Source organism: Paraburkholderia caffeinilytica (assembly GCF_051027425.1).
GTDB lineage: Bacteria > Pseudomonadota > Gammaproteobacteria > Burkholderiales > Burkholderiaceae > Paraburkholderia > Paraburkholderia caffeinilytica_A.
Genome location: NZ_CP186552.1, coordinates 2,324,265 through 2,349,309, shown reverse-complemented (window position 1 = coordinate 2,349,309; position 25,045 = coordinate 2,324,265). Strand labels below are relative to the sequence as shown.

At 58.1% G+C, this 25,045-nt stretch carries 22 protein-coding genes and 2 pseudogenes; 15 read left to right on the top strand and 9 right to left on the bottom strand.

Annotated elements, in window-relative coordinates:
* Positions 1 to 60: 60 nt before the first annotated feature.
* Entirely contained in the window at positions 61 to 1,761 is a 1,701-nt protein-coding gene (locus ACOSV0_RS10250; RefSeq protein ID WP_434106052.1) for a carbohydrate porin, read from the top strand.
* 111 nt (positions 1,762 to 1,872) lie between these two features.
* Entirely contained in the window at positions 1,873 to 2,928 is a 1,056-nt protein-coding gene (locus ACOSV0_RS10245; protein ID WP_434106051.1) for a hypothetical protein, read from the top strand.
* Positions 2,929 to 3,458: 530 nt separating this feature from the next.
* Here ACOSV0_RS10245 and ACOSV0_RS10240 read toward each other — a convergent pair.
* Entirely contained in the window at positions 3,459 to 4,181 is a 723-nt protein-coding gene (locus tag ACOSV0_RS10240; RefSeq protein WP_434110236.1) for a LysR substrate-binding domain-containing protein, read from the bottom strand.
* Between the two features lie 60 nt (positions 4,182 to 4,241).
* Positions 4,242 to 4,421, bottom strand: a pseudogene (locus ACOSV0_RS10235) (LysR family transcriptional regulator); the annotation flags it as partial.
* A gap of 118 nt (positions 4,422 to 4,539) precedes the next feature.
* On the opposite strand from ACOSV0_RS10235, the gene ACOSV0_RS10230 reads away from it, so the two are divergent.
* A complete protein-coding gene (locus ACOSV0_RS10230) occupies positions 4,540 to 4,788 on the top strand; it encodes a DUF4148 domain-containing protein (RefSeq protein ID WP_434106050.1) in 249 nt (82 codons plus the stop codon).
* 43 nt (positions 4,789 to 4,831) lie between these two features.
* On the opposite strand, the gene ACOSV0_RS10225 is transcribed toward ACOSV0_RS10230, so the two are convergent.
* The 6 genes and pseudogenes from ACOSV0_RS10225 to ACOSV0_RS10200 all read right to left on the bottom strand — a co-directional run bounded on the left by ACOSV0_RS10225 (position 4,832) and on the right by ACOSV0_RS10200 (position 10,138).
* Entirely contained in the window at positions 4,832 to 5,389 is a 558-nt protein-coding gene (locus ACOSV0_RS10225) for a cytochrome b (protein WP_434106049.1), read from the bottom strand.
* A gap of 39 nt (positions 5,390 to 5,428) precedes the next feature.
* A pseudogene (locus tag ACOSV0_RS10220) lies at positions 5,429 to 5,838 on the bottom strand (enoyl-CoA hydratase-related protein); the annotation flags it as partial.
* A gap of 111 nt (positions 5,839 to 5,949) precedes the next feature.
* A complete protein-coding gene (locus ACOSV0_RS10215; RefSeq protein ID WP_434106048.1) occupies positions 5,950 to 7,002 on the bottom strand; it encodes a porin in 1,053 nt (350 codons plus the stop codon).
* A 117-nt stretch (positions 7,003 to 7,119) separates the two neighbouring features.
* On the bottom strand, positions 7,120 to 8,337 hold the full coding sequence (locus ACOSV0_RS10210; protein ID WP_434106047.1) for an MFS transporter: 1,218 nt from the start codon (positions 8,335 to 8,337) through the stop codon (positions 7,120 to 7,122).
* A complete protein-coding gene (locus ACOSV0_RS10205) occupies positions 8,334 to 9,209 on the bottom strand; it encodes a fumarylacetoacetate hydrolase family protein (RefSeq protein WP_434106045.1) in 876 nt (291 codons plus the stop codon). The genes ACOSV0_RS10210 and ACOSV0_RS10205 overlap by 4 nt, the downstream gene beginning before the upstream one ends.
* Before the next feature lie 131 nt (positions 9,210 to 9,340).
* Positions 9,341 to 10,138 (bottom strand): cyclase family protein, encoded by a 798-nt coding sequence (locus ACOSV0_RS10200; RefSeq protein WP_434106044.1) that lies wholly within the window; start codon positions 10,136 to 10,138, stop codon positions 9,341 to 9,343.
* Positions 10,139 to 10,173: 35 nt separating this feature from the next.
* Here ACOSV0_RS10200 and ACOSV0_RS10195 point away from each other — a divergent pair, with 35 nt between their 5' ends.
* The 6 genes from ACOSV0_RS10195 to ACOSV0_RS10170 all read left to right on the top strand — a co-directional run bounded on the left by ACOSV0_RS10195 (position 10,174) and on the right by ACOSV0_RS10170 (position 16,310).
* Entirely contained in the window at positions 10,174 to 10,965 is a 792-nt protein-coding gene (locus ACOSV0_RS10195) for a GntR family transcriptional regulator (protein ID WP_434106042.1), read from the top strand.
* Between the two features lie 984 nt (positions 10,966 to 11,949).
* Complete coding sequence (locus ACOSV0_RS10190; RefSeq protein ID WP_434110234.1) at positions 11,950 to 12,789, top strand: amino acid ABC transporter substrate-binding protein; 840 nt, start codon at positions 11,950 to 11,952, stop codon at positions 12,787 to 12,789.
* A 43-nt stretch (positions 12,790 to 12,832) separates the two neighbouring features.
* Positions 12,833 to 13,558: an amino acid ABC transporter permease gene (locus tag ACOSV0_RS10185; protein ID WP_434106041.1), complete on the top strand. Its 726-nt coding sequence runs from the start codon at positions 12,833 to 12,835 to the stop codon at positions 13,556 to 13,558.
* Positions 13,559 to 13,566: 8 nt separating this feature from the next.
* Positions 13,567 to 14,295, top strand: coding sequence for an amino acid ABC transporter permease (locus tag ACOSV0_RS10180; RefSeq protein WP_434106040.1), 729 nt, complete (start codon positions 13,567 to 13,569; stop codon positions 14,293 to 14,295).
* A gap of 32 nt (positions 14,296 to 14,327) precedes the next feature.
* A complete protein-coding gene (locus ACOSV0_RS10175; protein WP_434106039.1) occupies positions 14,328 to 15,080 on the top strand; it encodes an amino acid ABC transporter ATP-binding protein in 753 nt (250 codons plus the stop codon).
* Between the two features lie 99 nt (positions 15,081 to 15,179).
* Positions 15,180 to 16,310, top strand: a complete 1,131-nt coding sequence (locus ACOSV0_RS10170; RefSeq protein ID WP_434106038.1) for an aminotransferase class V-fold PLP-dependent enzyme — start codon at positions 15,180 to 15,182, stop codon at positions 16,308 to 16,310.
* Positions 16,311 to 16,397: 87 nt separating this feature from the next.
* On the opposite strand, the gene ACOSV0_RS10165 is transcribed toward ACOSV0_RS10170, so the two are convergent.
* Positions 16,398 to 17,303 carry a LysR family transcriptional regulator gene (locus ACOSV0_RS10165; protein WP_434106037.1) on the bottom strand — a complete coding sequence of 302 codons (906 nt, stop codon included), beginning with the start codon at positions 17,301 to 17,303 and terminating at the stop codon, positions 16,398 to 16,400.
* Between the two features lie 216 nt (positions 17,304 to 17,519).
* Here ACOSV0_RS10165 and ACOSV0_RS10160 point away from each other — a divergent pair, with 216 nt between their 5' ends.
* The 6 genes from ACOSV0_RS10160 (at position 17,520) to ACOSV0_RS10135 (ending at position 24,731) form a co-directional block, all read left to right on the top strand.
* Complete coding sequence (locus ACOSV0_RS10160; protein WP_434106036.1) at positions 17,520 to 18,407, top strand: NAD(P)-dependent oxidoreductase; 888 nt, start codon at positions 17,520 to 17,522, stop codon at positions 18,405 to 18,407.
* A 38-nt stretch (positions 18,408 to 18,445) separates the two neighbouring features.
* On the top strand, positions 18,446 to 19,936 hold the full coding sequence (locus tag ACOSV0_RS10155) for an aldehyde dehydrogenase family protein (RefSeq protein ID WP_434110232.1): 1,491 nt from the start codon (positions 18,446 to 18,448) through the stop codon (positions 19,934 to 19,936).
* Positions 19,937 to 20,013: 77 nt separating this feature from the next.
* Positions 20,014 to 21,330, top strand: coding sequence for an MFS transporter (locus tag ACOSV0_RS10150; RefSeq protein WP_434106035.1), 1,317 nt, complete (start codon positions 20,014 to 20,016; stop codon positions 21,328 to 21,330).
* Between the two features lie 13 nt (positions 21,331 to 21,343).
* Positions 21,344 to 22,339 (top strand): glutamate cyclase domain-containing protein, encoded by a 996-nt coding sequence (locus ACOSV0_RS10145; protein ID WP_434106034.1) that lies wholly within the window; start codon positions 21,344 to 21,346, stop codon positions 22,337 to 22,339.
* Positions 22,340 to 22,398: 59 nt separating this feature from the next.
* Entirely contained in the window at positions 22,399 to 23,718 is a 1,320-nt protein-coding gene (locus tag ACOSV0_RS10140; protein WP_434106033.1) for a selenocysteine synthase, read from the top strand.
* Between the two features lie 2 nt (positions 23,719 to 23,720).
* Entirely contained in the window at positions 23,721 to 24,731 is a 1,011-nt protein-coding gene (locus tag ACOSV0_RS10135; protein ID WP_434106031.1) for a glutamate cyclase domain-containing protein, read from the top strand.
* Positions 24,732 to 25,045 lie beyond the last annotated feature (314 nt).

Below are 25,045 nucleotides of genomic sequence, written 5' to 3'. Positions count from 1 at the left end.
ACCGCGCCTTCAACGGCGTGGGTGGCCGCGTGCTGCCATAAAAAAATCAAGGAGATGAAAATGAGATCGAACAGGTTTGGAATTTGGCCCAGCGGGACACCGGTTTCGTGGCACATTTCGGCCATCGCATTGGTGACCATGCTGGCGAGCAGCGCAGCCGTCGCGCAGACCGCTACGGATTCGGCGAGCACGGTCGAGGTCGCTGGGCCTAAAGACGGGGCCGAGAAAGGCGTGCCTGACAATGGCGTGCGCAAGTCAGGCCGGGTCGCCCGGGATTCAACGAAAGAGAAGCTGGCACGCAACAGGACCGGTACATCGGTATCTGGAACGCACGGTCGAGATACGGACGCCAACAGAGAGGCCACTACTGCCCGTCTGGTGGTTGCATCCTCAACAGCCGGAAGCCGTGAAACACCCTTGGTTCTGTCCGAAGATGGCGGCGTCAACAACCCGGCGCCATACAACAGTGAGGGTGTCCCGACCGTAAAGGGACCGAGGCCGGCGTCTGCCCCGAGCGGTCCCTTTGCAACCCTTGGAGACTCCCTGGCTGAGCATGGAATCAATTACCAGGGGATTTTCCTGGCTGCTACATTTAATAACCTGAGTACTGGCGTGGCGCCTGGCCACTTCGGCGCCCAAGGGATCTTCATCAATGGAGTGGATCTGGATCTCGACAAGATTGCAAGCGTGAAGGAGGCGAAAATCCACATCGAGGGTGTGATTTTCCCCTTCACGTACCCAACGAAGAACATGGTCAACTTTGGTACGTTTTCCAGCAGCTATTTGGGATCGGATCAATTTCCGTCGCATTCGACCGGAGCACCCTGGCTCTCATTGCTTACCTACGAACAGACGGTTTTCAACGATCGCCTTAATTTCGAATTCGGGAAAACCAATCTGCTGCGGTACTTTTTCGCTCCAAATTGCGGGCTGGATTTCGAGTGCACCGATTCGCTGGTCAAATGGGATAGCGGCGTTCCGGACGCGAGCCTTGGGACGTTGGGGGGGCGAGTTAAATATAACGTAACGCCACAAATCTGGTTCGAGGGCGGGGTTCAACAGCTTCGCAACTATACCGATCAGATAAAGGCAAATGGCTGGGATATCTTTTCGACTGATGGTGGTCAGGGCGCGTTCATGGTTGGCGGGGCCGGTTACCACACCGACTTCACGACGTCTGCCCATCCGTCGGACTATCACATCGATTATTACTATGCGAACACGAAGGTGACCGATCCTTATTACCTTACGTCTCATCAGGGTAGTTCAGGTGTCATCTTCAAGATGCAGCAAACGATTTGGTCGGAAATCGGCACAACGGTCTCCTCACCGGCTGATATCCCTCGCAGTCTTGCGTTCTTTTCTTCGATTGAGCGATCGTTCGACGCTGCCCGTCCAATCGGCTGGGGTCTCATCGCTGGCTTGACCTTGACAAAACCGTTCAATTACAGGTCGAGCTGGTTCGGCGTCGACCAGATAAATGTCAAAGCGATGTATGACCGAATCAACAAGTCGACTTTGCTGGCTCAGCGGGATGCACGAATGCTGGCGGGTGGCAGTGCTGAAATGACGTCGCCCAATGAATATCGTTTTGAGTTGAGCAGCACGTTCAGCTTGACCCGGTATGCAAAGCTGGAGCCAGTGGTCGAATACATCCTTAATCCAGATAGCGCATTTGCGTTTGGCTATCCAAATGTGCCAAGAAGTGGTTGGCTTGCGGGAGTGACCCTGGCGATCACAATCGGCAACACTCATCTGTAATCAATCGTTTTTCATGAGCGGAAAATGCAGTTGTTAATGTAGCCGCTTTGCGACGAATTGAACGCAAAAAATTTCTGTCCCTTTGGCGGACCAATGTATGGAGACTTTGCTGTGAAAAGAAAAACCCGATTCATTGCATCACTCGCCAGCACGCTGGCTGCCGCTCTTTTTTCGCAGTACGCGGCGGCAACCACCACATGTGACAGAGCCTGTCTTACCCATGTCGCAGACGGACTGCTCGGGTCGATGGTCGCACATGATCCATCGGCGCTTCCCCTGTCCACCGGATACAAAGCGACTGAAAATGCCGTGCCGGCTGCCCTGAGTATGATGACCATCTGGCGTACGGCGACTGGCATCAAGCACAAATACTATGTAATCGACCCAAAGTCGGAGCAGCTATTTCTGGTTGTCACCATTAGCGAAGGAGCGGGTAACGCTCTACTATTCGGACGACTCAAGGTTCGCGATCAGAGCATATCGGAAATTGAACTTTACACCGATCGATCGCGTAGCGATGGTGGTTTCCAGTTCGACGCGGATGGTCCTGGCAAGCTCCCTGACGCGTGGACGATCGACCTCGTGCCGCAGCGACGGGCATCCCGGGCCCAACTCATTTCGGCGGGACGCAGTATCTTCGACACCGACCCTGCGCTTACGAGTCCACCATTCGCGGCGAGTTGCGTCATGATGGAAAACGGAAAGGTAGTCGCAGAAAATCCCGACGTTCTGAAGGAGGTCATGCCGCCACCCGATAAGTCACAACCGTCGCTCCCACCGCTGCATCAGAATGCGGACGGAACCGTCTCGATTCCTTGCGGATCGCCGCCTTTTCGTCCCACCGACAGACACGCACGCACAGATATCGTTGACGAGGAACAAAGCGTCGTGGTCAGCCTCGCAACTATCCCCGGGGTTGTCGAACCCTATGTGATCACGAAACCAACCGAATCGGCCTTCGTGCCGGATGCAATGCTGAAGCCTTATGTCGATATGCTGACAAAACAGCAAGCATCTGGGCGATTCGTCCTGGCGGCGCTGAAACCGACGCGTGCGTCCGTGACGGTTGCACAGATGCACAGGATCTATGACGGCAAAGTACAGGGCATGCATCTGCTTGAAAAACTGGGGCCGCCGGAAGCCATGTCGCCGTGGGTCGAAAAATAAATAGATGTCGTCGTGCCACATTGCTACGAGCTTCGTGGGCATGTGGCACGGACCCGAGGAGCACTGGCGAAGTGCATCCGGTCGCGCGAACGGCTCAAAGTGTGTTGGGAGGTTGGTGGATGTCAAGGGTTGTGCGGGCAGTCGAGCCGCGGATGATTGCCGCAAGGGGCAAATACAGGTCTCGAAACGCGGGCTGACTGACGCTAACTGCACGACGTCGCGCAGGTTTCCCACGAGGCGGCATTCTCTCAGACGTTGACTCGGTGGAGCACTGCAATCTGGTGAGACATGGTGGTGTACGTGCTGTCGCTCTTGAAGGGCTGTGTGTTCTGAATCGAAGGTGGCTCACACGGTATTCGCATGAACAGCACTTCGCCTGCGCTCTTTGAAACAGCAGCCACGCACGCGCGTACAGGCACGGCCAGAATTTCTGAAGCGGGCACTCGGCAAGATGATGATCAGGCGCATCGGCCAGTCCGAAGACGTTGCTTGGTGCGCGCTTTTTTTGCCTCCGATGAGGCGATCTGGATTCAACCTTGCACGTAATCGTCGTCGAGGTAGCGCGCAAGGCAACGGCGTACATAAGCGTGTGCTTCATCACGATCGGAACGACGATGCCAGACTATGTACACGCGCAAACTCAGACTGTCATCGCCGAACGGCTCGACGGCGAGTTGCACGCCCTGCGGAAATGAACGGGCGACAAGCGCCGGCAGGATCGCGACCAACGGACGTGCCGCCACCATGCGCGCCACCGACGCGGCCCCTGCGCACCCGGCGGCGATCCGACGCGCGAGGCCATGACGCTCAAAATAGCCGTCTACGACAATATTCCGCGCCGGTTCATAGCTAACCTTAAGATGCGGCAGCAAAGCAATGCACTCAAGCTTCAACGGCCGTTCCCCCATAATTAACCGTGGATCGTATACCTGTACAAATGATGTCTCGCACGCGAGCACCGCTACATGCCACGGCTTGAAGTCGACATCGCCAATCGCTATGGCGAGATCGATCTGCCCAGCATCCAGTGCGTCAAGCGTCTCACCAAGCGGCAACGGCGTGACGAAGATTTCAATGTCTGGCGCCACGTCGAAGAGATGTTCCATCAGAGGCGGCATCACCATCCTCTCGATCTGTTCGGGCACGGAAACCACTAGCCGGGCATGCGCATGTCGCAGGTCGAACGGCTGCGCGGTAATGAGCACCCGCTCCGCACCTTCGATCCATTCATAGATCATTGGCTTGAGTTGCATCGCGAAAGCCGTAGGCACCATCCGTGGTCCCGCCCTGACGAAGAGTTCGTCGCGAAAGACTTCTCGCAAACGACTGAGCGCATGGCTCGTCGCGGATTGACTGATGGCGAGCCGGTCCGCCGTGCGCGTTACGTTACCGTCTTCCGCAAAAAGTGCGTCGAGCGTGACCAGCAGGTTCAGATCGCAGCGCCTGAAGCGGCGGTGAAATGCCGCTGGACGCGGTGTATCGATATGGCTCATGGCGGTTATTCGGGGTATTCATTTGTCTTGCGGGCGTACTGCTCGCACACTGCATACATGCGGGCGACGGAAAATCGGAGATCGCCCATCCACTCGAACCGATACTGGAGCATGCACAGTGAACAAGATCTTGACTGTCACGTTAACGGTTGCCCTTATTACCACGACCGGTTCCTTAATGGCGCAGGTCGACACTCAGGTACCTAGCCGTCAGCAAGTCCGCGACGAATTGGTCGATCTTGAGAGGCATGGTTACAGCCCACAGTCCTATTACTGGCGCGAAAGCCTCGCCGCAGCGGAGCGCCGGATCGAAGAGGGGAACCGCCAAAGAGAGAAAGATCTCGCGATGACCAGCGTGAGAAAATGATTGAACAATGAAAGTGGGCGCGTCCCGCGGCGTGCCGGGTTCGTTATTGCTTGATATCCTCGACCTGAATTTGAAGCTTCGCCACCGTACTACAGCCATACTTCTTGCCCCAGTCCATGCCGAAGTTGCCAGGTTTCGGCGTTATTGGCTGGTAGATGTGTGTGTATCTGAGTAACGGGCGCAGTACCGGGTCTGGTCCGATGATGCGCGGCAGCGGAATCAAGCCGAGATAGACCACCTGTATGTTCGCCACGGAGCTATATAGATAGCCCGACACCCCTACTGCGAACATCAGCGCGTATAGCATCCAATGGGTTGCCTCCGCGGCGACGCGTTGCCAATGCGTGGTGGATTGCGGTAATGGTGGCGCGGTATGCAGCGTTCGCCAAACCAGTCGGACGACAGCGAGAACGAGCACGGTACAGCCAATCCATTTGTGCCATGAAAAGTAGCGCAGCTTGGTTGGCGTGAAACCTGGAATGTCGGTCATAAACCAGCCAATTACAAAGCCACCGATCATCATAGTCGCGACAACCCAGTGGAGCGTCATCGCAGTTCGGGTGTATTTCCAGGCGGGTAGAGACGGGAAAGCGTGCTGCATGGGGTCCTCGGCGTAAGCGCATGGCGCGAATTAGGTAGGGATCGTCTGACGCGTCGTGATCGGGAGGCCGCGGGCTGTCAGTGGCGAGAGGCCACCGCCAAAGCACCAGTCATTGACCATCGTAATGGCCGGCTTCGCGTACATGCGCAAAAGCTGCCACTGCCGACGGCATGCGTTACGCCGAATCTTTTCCTGCAGCACCTCTGGACTGGCGTCGACCTCGCGAAAATAATCCTTCAAGCCCATACCGCCGGTCCGTGCGTCGCCTTCGTCGGCCAAGGCCAGCACGGCCGCTTCGCGATCGAGTTCGATCGCATCCAGCACTTCGATCGTTTCCGCGTTGAGCGTCGGACTCATAGCGTTGCGTTTTTCCGGACGATTGAGCGTGACGCACGCAATGCTGTCCTCGACCTCGACACTCAAGGTTTCCGGCATCCTTCGTATGCCATTCATTCTCTCCAGAAAAATCGCCCTAGGGTAGGGCGCGTGTTATCGATCTAGTGTCAAGTAACTCGACACTTCAGATCGGCATCCGCAACCTCTGCTAGGCCTGGCACGCATCAGAACTTCATCCGTATGCCAACGCCCAGCGTATCGCCGGTCGACTTCCCGGTCAGGTGATCGGACAGATAGGCGGCGTACGCGTCGGTACGCTTTGAAAGCGGATAGTCATAGCCGACCGCCCACGTCTTGCGCACCATGCCGTCGACCGGGCCGTTGCTCTTCGAGTAGGCATACGAACCGAGAATCGAGCCGACACCAAGCGGAATCGAAAAACCGGCCTGTCCTCTATTGACGATGACTGTGCCGTTGTTCGTCCTGTCATTGGTGCGCAGATATTGCGCGTATAGCTTGACCAGCCTGAAGTCATAAGTTGCGGCGAGCTCGCTTGTACTCTGGCTGCTCAGGCCGGGCACGCCAGCAAGCGCGGTGCCGATGTCGCCGGCGGCGAAGCTGTAGTTTTCGTACTGGTAGACGCCCGTTGCTGCGAACGGCCCATGAAAGTAGAGGAATTGGGCACTCCATTTACGTTGCCCTGCAGTTCCAGCCGAATTGCCAAACGAATACATTGCCGCGCCGGAGAGCCCGCCAAACCGCGGGGTGCTGTACTGGACCGCATTGTTCCAGCCTGTATCGCCGATTACGCCCTGGCCGCCGAGACCCAGATAGGTTTGCAGCACCACAGGCGAAAACGTAAATGAATCGACAAAGGGATTGAACAGGATCGTCGAGATGAAGAGGTTAGTACTTTGGCGCCCTGCGGTGAATGTGCCATATGGCGATTCAATGCCGACATACGCGTTTCGTGAGAAGAAGACATCATTCGGAAAGCGGCCGATCTGCCCGTTTTGCGGCTGAAAGAAGCCTTCCAGCGCGAAAATGGCCTTCGTGTCCGCACCGAGATCCTCCGCGCCTTTCATGCCGAAATAGGACGTGGATAAGCCGCCGCTTGATTCCTGCCACGCCGTTCGACCGCCAATGGACTTTGTCGCTCCGGCAAAAACGTCGATTTGCCCGTACAGGCTGACACTGGTTTGTGCAAGGCACGGACTGCCGAGCATGGCGCAGGCAATCCACAGTGGGTAAGCATTTTTTCCTCCTGGAATATGCATGTTCTCCTCCATTTATATAATTAGAGATCCGAAATAATAAATATCAACGAAACAGGATGACGAAAGACCGCTCCACCAGTCGCCAGGTTGGGTTTCGTTGCGCCGGATTCGCTTCTGTCAGGCAGCGTCCGTCTGTATATGACCCACGATACCGCGTCGCCGTGACGGTGTCGGCGCAATCAGTCCGAAAGCGGTAAAGGCAATCGATACGATGCCGAGGTAAGGCAGCCCCGCGTCAAACCCGTAGCTGGCAACAATTCGGCCGAATCCAAGCGGCACCGCAAAGCCTCCAACCGCCGCAAGCGAGAGCATCAGACCGGAGGCCGCGGGCACGTCATGCAGCGGGATACGGTCGGGATACATCGCAGGCACGCTGAACCACGGTGTGAGTCCTATCATTGTGATCAACCCGATCGCTGCGGCAGCAAGATGCAACGATCCCCCGTCGAAACGAGGCAGCATCACGGTCACGATTCCACTCACGACGAACGAGCCGCAGATAAGCAGCTTGATCCGGCCGAAGCGGTCCGACAACCAGCCGCCCAGCATCGCAGCGGGAATACCGCTCAGCAACAGCAATGCACTAAGGCGTCCGCCTTCGGTCGGCGAGAAGTGCAGGACACGCTCCGCGTAGATCGGCAGGAACTGCGCAAGGGTAAAGAACGCGCCGTACGAGCCGACGATACTCAGCCCCCACCACCAGAGCGTCCCATTGCACAGCACGCGGCGCACGGCGCGCATATCGAGGTGACCACCGTCGAGTGTCGCCGCAGCCGCACTGGGGACAATTGGTGCAAACCAGAGGAGTAGTAGTACCCCCAACCCGATGAGCCCGGCGATGACGATGGCGGTATGCCAGCCAGCGGCTGCCACCACCATTGACCACAGGAACAGTCCAGTCGCCGCACCGAGCGCGAAGGCTACGCCGGTTGTCAGTCCGATCGCGAACGACAATTCGCGGTCGCGGAACCAGGCGCTGACGAGTCCCACCACCGCACCAAGGCAGCAGGCCCCACCTGCACCGGCAATCACCCGGGTGGCCAGCATCGCCGGATACGACGACACCAGCGCGCCACTGAGCGATGCGCAAGCTTCGAGCGCAATGCCGATGAGCAGCGCGTAGCGCATGCCGAATCGGGCGGACAGCCAACCCGCCGGCAGATGGCAAATGCCGTACCCCCCGACAAACGCGGCAACGAGCGCTGCGACCTGCGGAATCGATAGTCCGTATTCGTGCGCGATCGCCGGAAAAGCCGGAACGACGCAGAACCAGTTGAGTGTGAACTGAAAGACGCCAAGGCAAAGCACAGCAAGTGCAATCCAACGATTGTTCATGATCCGCTTCCTTTATGTTCGCCCGCATGCGCAACGACCCGGTTGCGTAACACGCCGATTTTTTCGACTTCGATTTCGATCACGTCGCCATTCTTGATCCACCGGTTCAGCTCGAGACCACTGCCGCTGCCGACCGTACCCGATCCGAGGAATTCTCCGACATGCAAGGTTTCGTCCGCGGACACGTGTTCGATCATTCGTTCGAAGCTATGACGCATGTCTTTTGTCGATCCACGCGACCACTGCTCGCCATTCACACGCACTGTGACGGCCAGATCATAGGGGTCCTCAATTTCATCGGCGGTCACGATCCATGGGCCCATCGCATTGCCGGTATCGAAGTCCTTACCTTTTGCCGGGCCGAACGGTCCTTCCATCTCGTGTTCCTGAAGATCTCGCGCCGAGAAGTCATTGAAGATCGTGAAGCCGAAGATGTGCAGGCTGGCGCTCCGGCTATCGATATCCCGCCCGGGGTGCCCGATATACACACCCAGTTCTGCTTCATAGTCCAGCAGTTTTGCTCGCCGCGGCCAGCGCACGTCGTGTTCATGACCGACCACGTTGAGACGGTTTGCCTTGTAGTAGATCGGCTGTTCGTAGTACACCGGCGGCAAAGCGATGGCTTCTGGTTCCGGCAGGGCAAGCAGGTCGCCACCCCGGCGCTGCGCGCGCAGACGGGCCATAGCTGCCCCGGCCTGTTGCATGTGCAGATCAAAGGTCGAGAAATCCCGAATCTGTTCTGGTATCGGGAGGGGCGCGAGAAACCGCACCGAATCGAGCGCGTGCACGAACGGCTCATCACCGTGTGTGCGCGCTATTAGTTCGAAGGCGGTGTCGAGCGCGCGCGGGCCGCCCCGCATCAGCGCCAGCATGTCGGTGAAGGCCGGTTGAACTGTGCCGTGATGCGCGAGAAACGCATCGGACAGCCCGACCACACGCTGTTGGGCGGGCAACACGACGCCGATACGCGCAACATGATCACGGGTCTCGAAGGTGGCGAGTTTCACGAGCAGGACTCCGGGTCGATGATGGCGACTGCACGCGTGAAGCCGGCGGACGCGCCCTTGATCTTGTAGGGGAAACAGCAGACGGTGAAGCCGAACGGCGGCAGCAGGTCCAGGTTGGTCAGTTTCTCGAGTTGGCCGTAGCCGATCTCTCTGCCTGCCTTGTGGCCCTCCCAGATAATCGACGGATCGCCGCTCCGGAGGTATTCCTCGCGCGTGTAACGGAACGGTGCATCCCAGCTCCACGCGTCCGTGCCGACCACACGCACGCCGCGCTCAAGCAGGTAAAGGGTCGCGGCACGTCCCATTCCGCAGCCGCTGTCCACATAGGCGGGCGTGCCGTACGCGCGGGCCGCGGCGGTGTTGACCAGCACGATGTCACGCGGCTTGAGGACGTGTCCGATTCGGGTCAATTCCGCCTCGACTTCATCTGCGCGCACAACATGTCCATCCGGCAACGCCCGAAAATCCAGCTTCACGCCGGGTGCCATGCACCATTCAAGCGGCAGTTCGTCGATGCCGATCGCGCGTTCGCCACGGTTCATGGTCGACGCATAGTGCAGCGGCGCATCCATGTGGGTGCCACTATGCGTGTGCAGGATCAGGTCTTCGACCGCCCATCCCTCGCCATCGGGCAGTTCGTTCGGTGAAAGGCCGGGGAACATCGCGGCGATCTGCTCAGCGCCGCGGTGGTGATCGGTGTAGTGGATTCGTGGACGCAGGCCTGGCGGATCGGCCGGCACGTCGTTCTCCAGCGCGACCGACAGGTCGATAAAGCGTAAATGCTCGGTGTTCATGGAACTCCTCCTATGGTCCGCATAGTGGATGACGTGTGCCGGCCTTTCCATCGGTAAATACCATTATTATCGATAAAATAGACTTTATTGACAAAAAGAAGGTCGTAGCGCAGGATCACGCTATCCATCTCAAGCATGTCCCACCCATGGAAATACTCGTCAAGGAAACGCTGACCGAGGCAATTCTCGAGCGTCTCGTCGAAGACATCGTGTCCGGCGTGCTGCCGCCTGAGCACAACCTGCGCATCGAGCAATTGAAGGAGCAGTACGGCATCGGTGCTTCGCCATTGCGCGAGGCACTGGCGCGGCTGACCTCGCTGGGTTTCGTGACCAATGAGACGCGGCGCGGCTTCCGTGTCGCGCCCCTGTCGCAAGCCGACCTTTCAGACCTGACTCGCATGCGTCAGTTGGTCGAGACGGAGGCGCTGCGTGAAGCGATCGCGGCAGGCAATGCCAACTGGGAGATGGAGATCGCCGGCAGCTTCGCGAAGCTGTCACTCGCCGTGACGCGCCATTACGATGCGCCGGCGGAGGCGCGGCGCACGATCGAAATCGCTCACAAGAGCTTCCACACCGCTTTGCTCGGGGCTTGCCGCTCGCAGCGGCTGATGGAACTGCAGTCCACCTTCTACGATCAGGCGAGTCGCTACCGTCATGTGATCCTCGCCGACGCACAGGAACTTGACGGTTTCGTCGAGCGACATGAGGCGCTCATGCGCACCGTGCTTGGCAGGGACGCGGAGGCGGCAGCAGCAGCGCTGTCAGAACATCTGGCGATTACGCCTCAGGACGTTTATGGGCTTGATTCGCGGATGACGGAAAGATAACCGGCGTCTGGCTCCGCGAATGGACGAAGTCGGAGAGTTGGGCTATGCACAATCGCTCGGAAGGCCAGTTCACAACGCCCTCGACAATTTCGCCCTTAGCTAGGGCGACGCGTCAGGCATTGTCACTGCGCGACTTTCGGGCAGGGAACGAGTCCCTGGGGACAGCCGTTATTGGTCGAACTGCCACCGGGAGGCGCCGGCGCAGTAATGAGCCGCTGCTGCCCGACCGCTACCACCGCCCCCTTATCCAGAGGAATCTTGGCGCGAATTTTCCATCGGCACCTTCGCCTCGCGCGCGTCCGTTAATGGACGGCGGTGGGCGGTAGGCGGCTTCGGCTGTGATCCGGTCGATTCGCCGTCGAGGGTGCCATTAGGATGGCGACCCGTCGATGCCGGTAAGTGCTGGCGTTGCGGTCTGCCGGCTGGCAAGCATCGGTCACCTGCGACAGGCCGAAGAGTTTGGCCTACGAGACTCGAGAAAGACGCCTTCCAAAAGTCTCCGTAGGATGGATCATGTATCGCCGATGCATCGCCGGGTGCACTTTAGCCGCTATATCTTTGGCTAGCTTACCCAAGCCATCGGCTCGGCGACGGTAAGAAATTTCGCCTTGAACAACGTCTCTGCGCATTCGTCGTTGGCATGACTGTCGAGTACGACTCCGCCGCCGACGCCCAAGCGGCCTCTGCGCGTGTTCGATGGACTAGGGGCAGAGACCGTGAGCGTGCGAATCGCTTCCGAAAGACAGAAATCCCCACACTCACACGACACTTTTTCTTTCCTATTTGGAAAGAAAAGGTCGTCTTTTTTTATTATTTTTGGGTACCTACAGTTTTCCTGCACCCAGTCGTTCAGTGCGCATAAATCCACCTACGAATGCCAGCGCCGGGAGACCTCGCTGCGTCAGTGAATAAGCGACAACACAGGAGTTCGGAATGCTGTTCAGACTTTTCGTTCCAGCGGTTCTTCTCGTTGCGGGCAGTACGATGTTTTCGGTGCATGCCAACGCCGCAGACACGCTCGCCAAAATCAAAAGCACTGGCGAAATACGGCTGGGAGTGCGGGATGCTTCCGTGCCGTTTTCGTACCTCGACCAGAACCAGAACTACGTCGGGTTCTCGGTCGACCTGTGCCACGCAGTGGTCGACAAACTGAAGCAGACCATGCCGACGTTGAAGGTGACGAATGTTCCGGTCACTTCGGCCAATCGCATCGCGCTCGTGAACAACGGAAACGTCGACATTGAATGCGCGAGTACGGCGAACAGCCTCGACCGCCAAAAGCAGGTTGGTTTCTCGGTTGGTACGTTTGTCAGCCATACCCGCTGGCTGGTGAAAGCAGACTCGGGCATCAAGTCTGCGGCTGACCTCAAGGGGAAGACCGTGGTCTACACCCAAGGCTCAAATGCTTTGGGTTTCGCGAAGGAAATCAGTGAGAAGAACAACCTCGACCTGAAGTTCATCCCGGCACATGACCATGGCGAGTCAATGCTCGTTCTGGAAAGCGGCCGCGCGGCTGCCTTCATCGAAGACGACATTCTCCTGGCCGCAAAGAAAGCGGACTCCAAGGACCCGGCTACCTTCACGTTCCTGCCGGAATCCTATAACTCGCTCGTCTACGGTTTGATGTTCGCGAAGGACGACCCCGGCTTCAAGAAGACGGTCGACGATACATTGAAGTCGCTGATGGCATCAGGTGAATTCAACAAAATCTACGCGAAATGGTTCGAAGGTCAGATTCCGCCCCGCGGCATCAAACTGAACTTTCCGATGAGCGATGACCTGAAGGAGCGCGTCAAGGCTCCGAGCGACAAGTTGCCTTCGTAAATCTGTCCGGGGCAACGGCACTGTTCATTAACTGGGGGCAACCATGCAACTCCTGTTCGAAACAACAGTCGACGGAAATCACTACATCAACTGGTTGCTCTCAGGCCTTTATTGGACTGTGCTGCTGTGGCTTGGCGCCGCCGTCATCTCGGCGGTGCTCGGGGTGGTGGTTGGTTCGGGTCGGACGTCGCGCAGCAAGGTGCTCCGCACGTTAAGTCGCGCGTACGTTCAAGTATTTAGGAATATCCCTCTGCTGCTTCAGGCGTTTCTCTGGTACTTCGTCTTCCCGGAGATTCTGCCTGCCGCATTGGGAAGTGCAATCAAGCAAATACCTCCACCGTGGGCCAGTTTCGTACCTGCATTGATTGCGGTCGGCCTGTACACGGGAGCGCGCGTCGCCGAGCAGATTCGTGCAGGCATTCAGTCATTGCCGAAAGGACAGCGTGAGGCAGCACACGCGCTGGGGCTGTCTAGCTTTACCACGTACGCATGCATCCTGGTACCCCAGTCGCTGCGAACAATGGCGCCCTCGCTTACAAGTGAAGCATTGGCATTGCTCAAAAACACATCGGTCGCAATGACAATTGGCCTGCTCGACCTGACGGCGCAGGCACAGCAGATGAATGAGTTTACGTTCAGAACATTCGAATCATTCAGCGTCGTTACAGTGACGTACTTCGCCCTCTCCATAGTCATTTATGGCGCGGCCGAGATTGTCATGCGGCGGTTTTCCGTGAAATCGAATGTCGCAACGGTCAGCAAGGCATAGAGGCAAGCATGACTACGTATAACTTTGGAGCCATCCAGCGCGCGCTCCCGTATCTCGGCGAGGGCATGGTGTTCACCCTCAAGCTCACTGTCTTCGCGTTTCTCGGCGGCCTGGCAATCGGGATAGTCCTGGCCGTGATTCGTCACATCCGGGTTCCGGTGCTCGACCGTATCGTCTGGGCTTACGTGACGGTCATGCGGTCAATTCCGCTCATCATGGTGCTGTTCTGGTTTTTCTTTCTTGTGCCACTAGCGCTTCGCCATTTCTCTCCGGCGGGAATCTCGGTCTCGGTAAGTCCGCAACTGACGGCCTTCGTTACGTACACGCTTTTTGAGGCAGCCTACTTCTGCGAAATCATCCGCTCGGGCCTGCTGTCCGTGCCTAGAGGTCAATATGAGGGAGCGAAAGCTTTGGGCCTTTCGACCTGGCACGCGTATTCACTCGTCATCGTTCCACAGGCGCTTAAGGCAGTATTTCCAATCATGGTGACCCAGGCAATTATTCTGTTCCAGGACACGTCTCTCGTGTACGTCCTGTCGCTGACTGATTTTGTCGGGGCCGCCTCGAAGATTGCCCAGCGTGACGGCAAGCTTGTGGAGTTTTATACATTCGCAGCGGTCGTTTACTTCGTAATCTGCTCTGGCGTGGCGGAGCTTGCTGACTACCTTCGGGCGCGTCGCCAGGCAAAGAGCGAAACACGTACTCCGGCTCCGGTCGTTGTCACCGCAGTCAACTGACTCCACCCAATCACCCGTTACAGGGAGCAGAAATGAATGCAACCGATACCCCGGTCGTCGAACTCGTATCGCTAACCAAGCGCTTCGGGGCGCACACTGTTCTCAATAGCGTCAACCTGAAGATTGGCGTGGGACAGAAAGTGGTGATTTGCGGACCGTCGGGGTCCGGGAAGTCGACCCTTATCCGTTGTATCAACGGGTTGGAGGACATTGATGGCGGAGAGGTCATCGTCCGAAACCCACAAACCGGCGAGCGATACCAGAAGCCAGCAGATGTACGTCGCCATGTGGGCATGGTGTTCCAGAGTTTTAATCTGTTTCCGCACTACACGGTGCTCAAAAATTGCATGCTCGCCCCCGTAAAGGTGAACGGCGTAAGCAAGGATGAGGCAAGAGAAATAGCGACGCGGTTGCTCACCAAGGTCCGCGTAGCAAATCAGGCGGAAAAATATCCTCCCCAACTCTCGGGAGGCCAGCAACAGCGAGTGGCCATCGCACGGGCTTTATGCATGAGTCCGAGCATTATGCTCTTTGATGAACCGACATCGGCGTTGGACCCAGAGATGGTCAAGGAGGTCCTCGACACGATGGTTGCTTTGGCGACGGAGGGTATGACCATGCTTTGTGTCACCCACGAAATGTCGTTTGCACGGAGAGTTGCCGACCGAATCATCTTCGTGGACGGCGGCCGCATCCTGGTCGACTTACCACCGGATGAGTTCTTCGGCGACGCAGCTCATCCGCGTGTACGCGAATTCCTCGGGCAGGTATTAGCGCACGCCTGAATGAACGCCCGGCCGCCGGCGAGCGCGCTCGCGGTGCAGACTTTCCTGTAACCATCTTCCGTTTGCAGCGCCGGTTCAGGCGCGCAGCAATGAATGCTCATGACACTCCTCGATAACGCAGCAATCAGGGCAGATTTTCCTGCGGCAAGCAAAATGCTCTATCTGGACTCGGCACATCAGACGCCACTTGGCGTGACAGCAAAGGTGGCAGTCGAAGACTTTCTCGCAGAAAGCTTTGAGATGGCAGGCCCAAAGCCGAAATGGCTGGCCCGGGTTGAACAGGTGCGGGGGGCCCTGGCGTCATTCATTGGAGCATCTCCTGACGAAATCGCATACACGAAGAACACGTCGGAAGGCCTCAACATCGCAGCCAATGCGATTGATTTCAACGCTGGCGACAACGTCTTGCTGATTGAAGGTGACCATCCCAACAACGCCTATACGTGGCTGAATTTGCGTCGTAAAGGTGTCGAGGTGCGGTTCGTCAAATTATCTGGAGAGGTTGCGAATGCCCAGACTTTCGTTCCCTACGTCGACTGCAAAACGCGAGCGATATCGCTTTCGCACGTGACCTTTCACGCCGGGCAGCGACATGACATCCGGTCTATCGGACAGCTTTGCAAAGAGAATGCTCTTTATCTCGTTGTCGATGCAATGCAGTCGGTCGGAGTCTTGCCGCTTGACGTCAAAGACCTTGGGGTTTCGATTCTGGCGGCCGGATGCCACAAAGGACTGCTGGTGCCCCAAGGGCTTGGGTTCCTTTACGTCGATTCAAGCCTCGAAAGCCTTGAGCCCGTGTATCTCGCTACGGCTGGGCTCGCGAATCCGCCAGCCGATTTCATAGCACGTCCCGATGATGTCGCTCTGCGAGCAGGGGCTGGTCGATTCGAGCTCGGCAACTTCAACCTGCCAGGGATTCATGCGCTGGGCGCTACGTTGAGTTTGCTCGATAGCATTGGCGTCGACAACATTGAGGCGCACGTCCTCAGACTCGGGGACAGACTTATCGAGCATCTCGATGACCTTAGCATCCGACTTGTCGGGCCACGGAATGCGACGGAGCGTGCGCACATTTACACGATTGCGCTCTCGCTTGACTGGTTGGCGTATCTCTCAGAGAACAATGTCCGCGTATCGCCAGAGCGAGATGGCATCAGAATTTCGTTCGGCATTTTCAACGACGAAACAGACGTTGACGCTGTCGCAGAAATCATCCGAAAACGCCTCTAGGCGTCGGAAATGCCCCGCTCGTATTGAGCGCAAAAGCACTCAACTGGCTGCCCCGGGCTCGTGATGGGACCAGCACTGGTTTGGACTTCACTCGGGTGGTTCGGCGGCCAACGTTAGAGCATCGAGAACTGCCGCGATAGCGGGCCGTTTTGCAGTTCCGCGTGGCAAAGCAATGAATACGCGCCGGTTCAACACGGGGTCAATTGGAATGACGGAGAAGTGGGGGTCTTTCTCTGCCTGCCGCAGCGCGAGCCGTGGCAACACAGCGACGGTACAGCCGGTCCGGACCATTTCCAGTGTGACTGCCGTGTTGCGGCTGCTTGTCGTCACTTTCGGGGTGAACCCGCCTGCATAGCAGGCGTTCAGAAGGAACGTGTGGTACGTCGCCGCCGACTGATTCAACGCCCAGCGTTCGTGCGCGAGGTCCGATAACGCAATGGATTTTCGTCCAGCAAGTTTGTGCTTCGACGATACAACTGCATCGAAGTGGTCAACACATAGAGGATGAAACTCAAGTGCGCTTGCGAGTGCTTCGGCACTCACGAGGTCGTCCACGATGGCGAGGTCAGTTTGCTTGGCCGCAGCCGCTCGCAGACCTTCGGATGGCTCCAGTTCAGTAAAGATGACGTTCAACTGAGGGTGCTGCTCAAGCAGCTGGCTGATGGCGACCGGGACGACACTGCTCGCCAGCGACCCGAATGCCGACATTCGAACCTCGCCGCTAACTTCCACATTCGCTGCGGCGACCTCGGATTCAATATCCGCAACCATTTCGAACAAGCCGGTCGCCCTTGCCACCAGGCGCCGCCCGGCGGGCGTCAGTTGAACGCCGCGACCTGACCGCTCGATTAGAACCGTCTCGAGTTCCTCTTCCAGCTGGGCGAGCTGTTGAGAAACGGCTGGCCGCGTGAGATGGACCGCTTCCGCGACCGCCGAAATCGTTCCAAGGACCGACAACTCGTGCAACAGATGAAGACGGCTGAGGTTGAGCATCCCGCACTCCTACAAGGATATGGAGCGAATGGTAAGCGAAACTTACTCATAGGGTTAAAAAGTGTCGTCTTTTTTTTCTAAATTTGTCTTCCTATAGTCACATCACCGGCACGCAATTCCTGGTCGAAACGAGGGAAAACCCTTGGCTGACAATGACTTAGGTGTTGCGCGTTTTGCCCGGCTTAACCAATCAGATTCCAGTTGGAGGAAGCTCAAATGAAGGTTGCATTTATCGGAGTGGGACGCATGGGTGGCCGTATGGCAGCCCGTCTGGTCGCAGCGGGTCATCAGGTGCGCGTGTTCGACCCTAGCCAGGCAGCCGTTGACGCTCTCGCATCGAAGGGTGCAATCGCCGCAAAGAGCCCTGCCGACGCAGCGCAGGATGCAGAACGCATTCTCCTCAGCCTGCCGAGCCCGAAGACGCTGCGCGATGCGGTGACTGGCGAAGGCGGTGTTCTGCAGACGGCAGCAGAAGGCGCAATCATTGTCGACTTCAGCACCGTCGACCCGGCGACGACCAAAGAGGTTGCTGCTGCAGCCGCAGCAAAGAAAGTTAGCTTCGTCGATTCGCCCGTGAGCGGCGGCGTTGCAGGCGCCGAGAACGGCAAGCTCGTTCTGATGGTCGGTGGCTCGCTCGAAGTAATCGAAAAACTGAACTCGATTTTTGAAGTTCTGGCCGGCCGCGTCGTGCATTGCGGAGATACGGGCGCGGGTCAGCTCACGAAACTGAGCCACAACCTGCTCACGGCAATCAACACCGTCGCGCTCGGCGAAGTCCTGACAGCAAGCGTCAAGGCAGGCGCGAAGCTCGACGTGCTGTGCGACGTCCTGACCGCTGGCCTCGCTGGCAGCAAGATGCTCGACTACCTGCCGAAGACCCTGTTCACCGAGCAACGCCCGGCCAACTTCGCCATTGACCTGATGCACAAAGACATCAAGTTGTGCCTCGACGAATTCTCGAACCTTCCGATGCCGCTCGGCCAACTCGTGCTGCAAACCTACAACGCAGCTCGTGCAAAGGGCCTCGGCGGCAAGGACTCGACCAGCGTAAATGAAATCTACGAAGAGCTGCTCGGCGTGCGCCTCAGCCTGCCGGCTGCCTAATAAGTCAACTGAACATCGAAGGACATACCGTGAACTCCATGACTGACAACGTTTCCGCCGAAATCGTCGTCCCGAAGGCCGGCATTACCGGCCTGCTGATTAACAACGAGTGGCGCACCCCCGCGAAGGGCAAGACTTTCGACGTGGAAAATCCGTCGCGCCGCACGAAGATTGTCTCCATCGGTGCGAGCGACGAAGAAGACGTCAAGGCGGCCGTTGCCGCAGCTAGTGCTGCTTTCCTGGCATGGCGTCGCATGGCATCGCGTGCACGCGGCGCCCTCCTGATTGAACTGGGCAATCGCGTTACCGCCAACGCTGAAGAAATCGCTCGAGTTCTCGCTGCGGAAAGCGGCAATGCGCTGCGCACCCAAAGCCGCCCGGAAGTTCTGGGCGCCGCTGAAGTGTTGCGTTACTACGGCGGTGTCATCGCTGAACAAAAGGGTGAAACGCTCCCGCTCGGTCCGGGTCTCTTCAGCTACACCACGCGTGAGCCGCTCGGCGTCGTCGGCGCCATCATCCCGTGGAACTCCCCGGTTGTCCTGGCGGCCGTGAAAATCGGCATGGCGCTTGGCACTGGCAACACGCTGGTTCTGAAGCCGGCAGAAGACGCGCCCCTCGCTGTTATCAAAATCGCAGAACTCGCGACTGGCCTGTTCCCGGCGGGTGTGTTCAACGTGGTGACGGGTACGGGTATCGATGCCGGCGCACCGCTCGCGGCGCATCCGAATGTCGCGAAGGTTTCGTTTACCGGTTCACTGGAAGTCGGAAAGCTGGTTGGTCACGCGGTTGCTGACCGCATCGGTCACGCAACGCTGGAGCTCGGCGGTAAGAGCCCGTGCATCGTCTACCCGGATGCAGCAACGCCGGAACATATCGACTCGACGGTCACCGGCATCATCAACGCCATGCGCTTCGCGCGCCAAGGTCAGTCCTGTACGGCGGGCTCGCGTCTCTACGTCCATGAAAGCGTCTGGGACGCGGTGATGACCAAGGTCGTCGCGAAGGTGAAGGAACTGAAAATCGGCGACTCGCTGGACGAATCGAGCGATATAGGCGCAATTATCAGCGCAGAACGCTACTCGGAAGTCCGCGCGTTCATCGAAGAAGCTATCAACAGCGGCGCGAAGGTTTTGACGGGCGCGCTGCCGCCGACGGTCGATGAAGCAAAGGGCTTCTTCCCTGAACCAGTGATTTTCACCGGTGTCGACAACAGCTGGCGCGTGTGCCGTGAAGAAGTCTTCGGCCCAGTTCTGGTGGCGTTGCCCTGGAAGAACGAGGATGAAGTGTTGCAATGGGCGAACGACTCCGTCTACGGCCTTGCTGCATATGTCTTCACGAATGACCTGACCACGGCGCTCCGTGTCACGGAAAAAATTGACGCGGGCTGGTTGCAGGTCAATCGCGCTGGCGGCCAGATTCCGGGCATGTCGTACGGTGGCGCGAAGCAAAGCGGCATCGGTGCCGAGTATTCCATTGAAGGCGCACTGGAAGCGTACACGTCGCGAAAGAGCGTAACCATCAACGTGTAACCGCTGCAGATAAGGTAGCCCGGCGACCGACCGGGTTACCACCACACCTCTACTGGGCAACAGGTTGGGAGTTAATCATGAGCGCAAATCTGGCAGCAACGGCTTCGGACGAAGCTAAGGAGGCTCGAAGCGTTTCGACGCGAGCAGCATTCAGTTCATTCATCGGCACGACGGTCGAATGGTACGACTATTTTCTGTATGGTACAGCCGCAGCACTGGTATTTCCGAAAGTCTTCTTTAATGACCTAACCCCGGAGCTGGCAACGCTCGCTTCGATGGCTTCCTTCGCTGTCGCATTTGTGCTGCGCCCGCTTGGAGGTATGGTCATCGGTCACTTCGGCGACCAGATGGGCCGCAAGAAGATGCTGGTGTTCACCCTGCTTGTCATGGGGCTCTGCACAGCCGGCATCGGCTTTTTGCCCTCGTATAACTCGGCGGGTCACTGGAGCCCAGCGCTTCTGATTCTCCTGCGCGTCATCCAGGGTTTCGCTTTGGGTGGCGAATGGGGTGGTGCAGCACTGATGTCAGTCGAGCACGCACCAGAGGGGCGCAGAGGGCTTTTCGGAAGCACTATGCAAATGGGTGTACCGGCCGGCTTGCTGGTGTCTACCGGAGCATTCGCTCTCGTTTCTGCGTTGCCGGACCAGCAGTTCTTCGCATGGGGATGGCGATTGCCGTTCATCTTCAGCCTCGCCCTGCTGGCAGTCGGGATGTACATCCGCCTGCAGGTGTCGGAGCCGCCAGCATTCGAGAAGGTCAAAGAGTCGGGCAACGTCTCGCGCGCCCCGCTGCTTGAAGTGTGGAAAAACGAAAAGAAGAAGACCGTCATCATGGTGTTCTTCCAGACCGTGGCGAATGTCGGCTACTTCCTCATCACCGTTTATGCGTTGACGTACATCACAGGAACATTGCATCTGCCGCGAAGCGTCGCATCGACGGGCCTACTCATTGCAGCCGCAGTTGACCTCTTCATGCAACCCTTCTTCGGATGGCTTTCGGACAAGGTTGGCCGGCGAGTCGTCTACGGGTTTGGTGCCATCTTCTTCGCGCTCTACGCATTTCCGCTGTTCTGGTTGCTCGACACGGCGAACCCCGTACTCATCACGGTCGCGTTGGCTCTCGGCCTCGGCATCGGTCACGCATCTACTGGGTCGCTGCATGGCGTTATTTACGCTGAGCAGTACCCGACCCGGTACCGATTTAGCGGCTCGTCGACTGCGTATCAGCTCTCCGGAATTATCTCCAGTGCGCCGACGCCGTTGATTGCCGCGTGGCTCGTGGCGCGAAGTGGCAACTCCATGTCGGTCTCCTGGTACGTGGTGTTGGCGGCAATCATCTCACTGGTCTGCGTCCTTCTGGTGAAGGAGACATATCGTGAGCCTATCGACCGTTAAAACGAGCGTAACAATGACTCCGACGAACGACCAGATTACAGGGGAGCGGATTGACCGTCTTATGACGGTTGAAATCCGCCCGCTAAACGGCGGTCTTCCAGCAGGCTACGTGGTGCCGATGTACAACGTGTGCCGCGCCCACCATGGAGAGCCGCTCAGTTCACTCGCTGCGCGAAAACTCGCCGATACGTTGTCCCGCGGCGACATCGTCTTCATTGCCACGGGAGCTGGTACACCACCCAGGCTGCCGCAAGGTGAAACAGATGGCCCGGTCGGCGCCGCGGTCCTGGCCCGTGCGCTGGTAGTCGCCTTCGGTGTGCGCGTGGTCCTTGTCACCGAAGATGCACATGTAGCCCCCGTGATGGCGGTTGCTGCAACCATCAATGCCGAATTGGGCGGCCCCGCCGCAATTTCGACAGTGTGCTTCCCGCTGGGTCTTGAGCCTGGCCGCAGTATCGCGCAAACATTGATGGAAGAGTACCGACCGAGCGCGGTCGTCTTCGTTGAACGCGATGGCCCGAACAAGGAAGGCTACTTCCACGGGGTACGAGGTGATTGTCGCAACCCTGAAGACGTTGGTCACGTTTACCTGCTCGCCGATTTTGCGCGCAAGCGCGGGGTGCTGACGATTGGCATTGGCGACGGTGGCAATGAAGTTGGCTTTGGCGCGGTACGCGACGCCATAACCGCCGTTCATCCGTTGGGCGGGAAATCTTTGGCGGGGCATGAGTCAGGCGTTGTCACGGTCACGGCAACCGACGTCGTTGTGAGCGCGTCGGTTTCCAACTGGGGTGCGTACGCAATCGCCGCTGCGCTTGCAGCACAGACGGGAAACATTGACGTGCTTCATACGCAAGCGCTGGAGCACGAGCTGATTGAAGCAACGGTGAAAGCTGGCGCGCGGGATGGGGCCACGTCTAAAGCAGAGGTCGCAGTGGATGGCATCAACTGGCAGGGCCACACCTCGTTTGTCGAACTATTACGAAGCATTGTCACTGTGTCGCTATGAACGACAGGCACCGGCAAGTCTCTCGCAGCAGTACCCAACTGAATTAACAGGTGTAAGTCATGAATGACGTGAAGGACGTTAGCAATGCAGCAAAAGCTGCAAGTGTTAGTCCCGTAAAAACGGACAGTTTCGGAAACCCCATCGACCCAACCGTCGGCTTTGCAAGAGGCTCCATCATTCGCTCCAGCATCGACGAGGCACTCCGGCTTCGCCATGGACAGGCTGTCGCGGCGAAACGGGTGAAAACACTTGGCGCAGAGTCGATAGGCGTATTCACTGGCAATCAGCGCGATTTCCCGATTAAGGCTGATGACATCGCCACGCTTTGCGAGGAGTGGGTCGGCCCGGGACTCGAAGCGGAGTCGCTGCGCCAGGTCGCAATCGGTCATATGGGTGGGAAAACTGACGATGCTGTTGCTACGTTCAATCGAACCAGCGCTGGCATCATCGCCACAATCGCAGCGCTCGCCGGCGGCAAGCCGGTCGTGTCCGTGGTCCCGCCTGGCGGACGCTCGCACGCCTCCGTGGTCCGCGGTTCGAAAATCGCGGGCGTCGTTGTGGTCGAGGTGCTGGGCGACAAGGAGTGGCTGACGGTAATTCAGAAAAACGCGCCCGCTCTGGTGGTCATTACCACGGTCACGAGCAGTCTCGAGCGTCTGGACGACCACATCACGACCCAAGTCACGGAATACGCTCACGCACTCGGCGCGACTGTATTTCTGGACGAAGCTTATGGCGCACGTCTTCGCACCGTGTTGCACGGCGGTCAACTGAGTCTTCAGATGGGTGCGGATATCTCCATCACGAACTGCGATAAGGCGGGGTTGTCGGGCCCGCGTGCAGGCGTCCTTGTGGGGCGCCCGGAGCTGGTTACAGCAGCAGCTGCAAAGGGCGCTGAGTTTGGTATGGAGGCGCGGGCTCCGATAGCAGCCGCTGTATTCCGGTCGCTTCAGAAATATGAGCCCGAAGACCTGCGCAAGGAGTCTGCCGCGGGTCAACAGCTTGCCGCCGTACTCGAAGCGAAGTTGGGCAAGGAGCTCGTCCAACGCAGCGACCTCGGACCGATGGTCGACGAAGACGCGGTACTCCGTGTGCTTCTGAAGCTCGCGGGCAAGGCGGGTTCGAAGCCGGTCGTCGTCCCATGTGAGGCCACATCGGCACTTGGCATGGTACTGCTTCAGGACTACGGCGTATTGACCGTGAACACCCACGGGCAGCCGGGCGCACGCGTGTCACTACGCCTTAAGCCGACGCTCGACGCACTGGGCCGAGTCGGAGGTTTCGATGCTGTTGTGACGGCGGTTATGGAGTCTCTCGATAAGGTCGCGAAGATTATCGATAACCCCGACGCAATCAAGCACCTTATCGTAGGGAGTTAAATATGACTTCAAGTAATTTCAGCGCCGTCGATGATAGGCTGGATGCCCTTATCTCGTTGGACCTGGGCGGACGCGGCGTCGAGCATCTCTATCTGGCTGCCCGGGAGCGACAAGGCGGCTCCCTCGTGGGTGCCGCGGCCGATGCGCTCGCAGCCATCCCTGAAAAAGCGAACGTCTTTGTGACCACAGGTTCGGTGTCACGCGCGTGGATTTCGCCATCCATCGGCGAGAACGATGGTCCAGCGGGACTTGCGGCAGTCGTGCGCGCTCTCTCACTGGCGAAGAAGGCGCTTTGCATCACTTTCGTCGAAGAGACGCTTGTCGAGACTACTTCGGCGATTCTGACGACGGCGGGTCTGACTGTTCTTCCCTATGAGCAGGCCGTAATCGCGCGCGACGATGGCAGCCTGGCCGTTGTGTGTGTCGAGCCTTTCCCTGTCGAGGACTCGGCGGCAAGAGACGCTTCGAAATCGCTTCTCGACAAATACGACCCGGCACTGTTCTTCTCTACGGAGCGCGTCGGTCGCAACGTCGACGGCATTTACTGCAGCATGCGTGGTATCGACTACGGAATGGGACGGGCTCGCATCGATTTCCTCTTCGATGAGGCTATCGTGCGGAAAATCCCGACGGTGGCTGTCGGCGATGGTGGTAACGAGATTGGTATGGGCGTCGTCATGGACGCCGTTCAGAAGCACGTCAAATTTGGCGACAAGCGACCTGATGGCAGCAAGGGTATCGGCGCGGTGACCGGAACCGACGTGCTCGTGACAGCAGCATGTTCCAACTGGGGCTGCTATGCCATCGCGGGCGCCTTCGCGGCTCGCCAGGGCAAGGCATCGCTGGCACACACGCCGGCGTTAGAGGCTTCTCTCCTCAGGCGCGGCGTGGATGTCGGTCTAATCAACTCGGTAGCAAATATCGTCGACCCTAACGTCGACGGGATTCCCGAGGCGACGCATCTGGCCGTTGTGCAACTCATCTCGACGATTATCAGTCCAGCGTTCAAGTAGTATTTGTTGAACGGTATCGAGCACCGTGTCTCAGACAGAGCGCACAAAGCTAGGCCAAACCCCCGTTCTTCGGAGCGTGGAGTATTTGTTTTTTTGGGCGAAGCAACTCCGGGCAGCGCCATATTACGGACATGGCGCTGTTCTTTCGAGACAGCTCGAGTTGCGCCCACATTCAGACTCACCTCATCGCCGTCCTCGTCGCATTCGCGGGCTCAAGCGGCACTCCGGGCGTGCCGCGCTCCAGTTGAAAACCTGCACAGGAACAAACCGCCATTCAAAGTCGTGAGGGTTCTTGTGCGAGCCGCCGATGATGC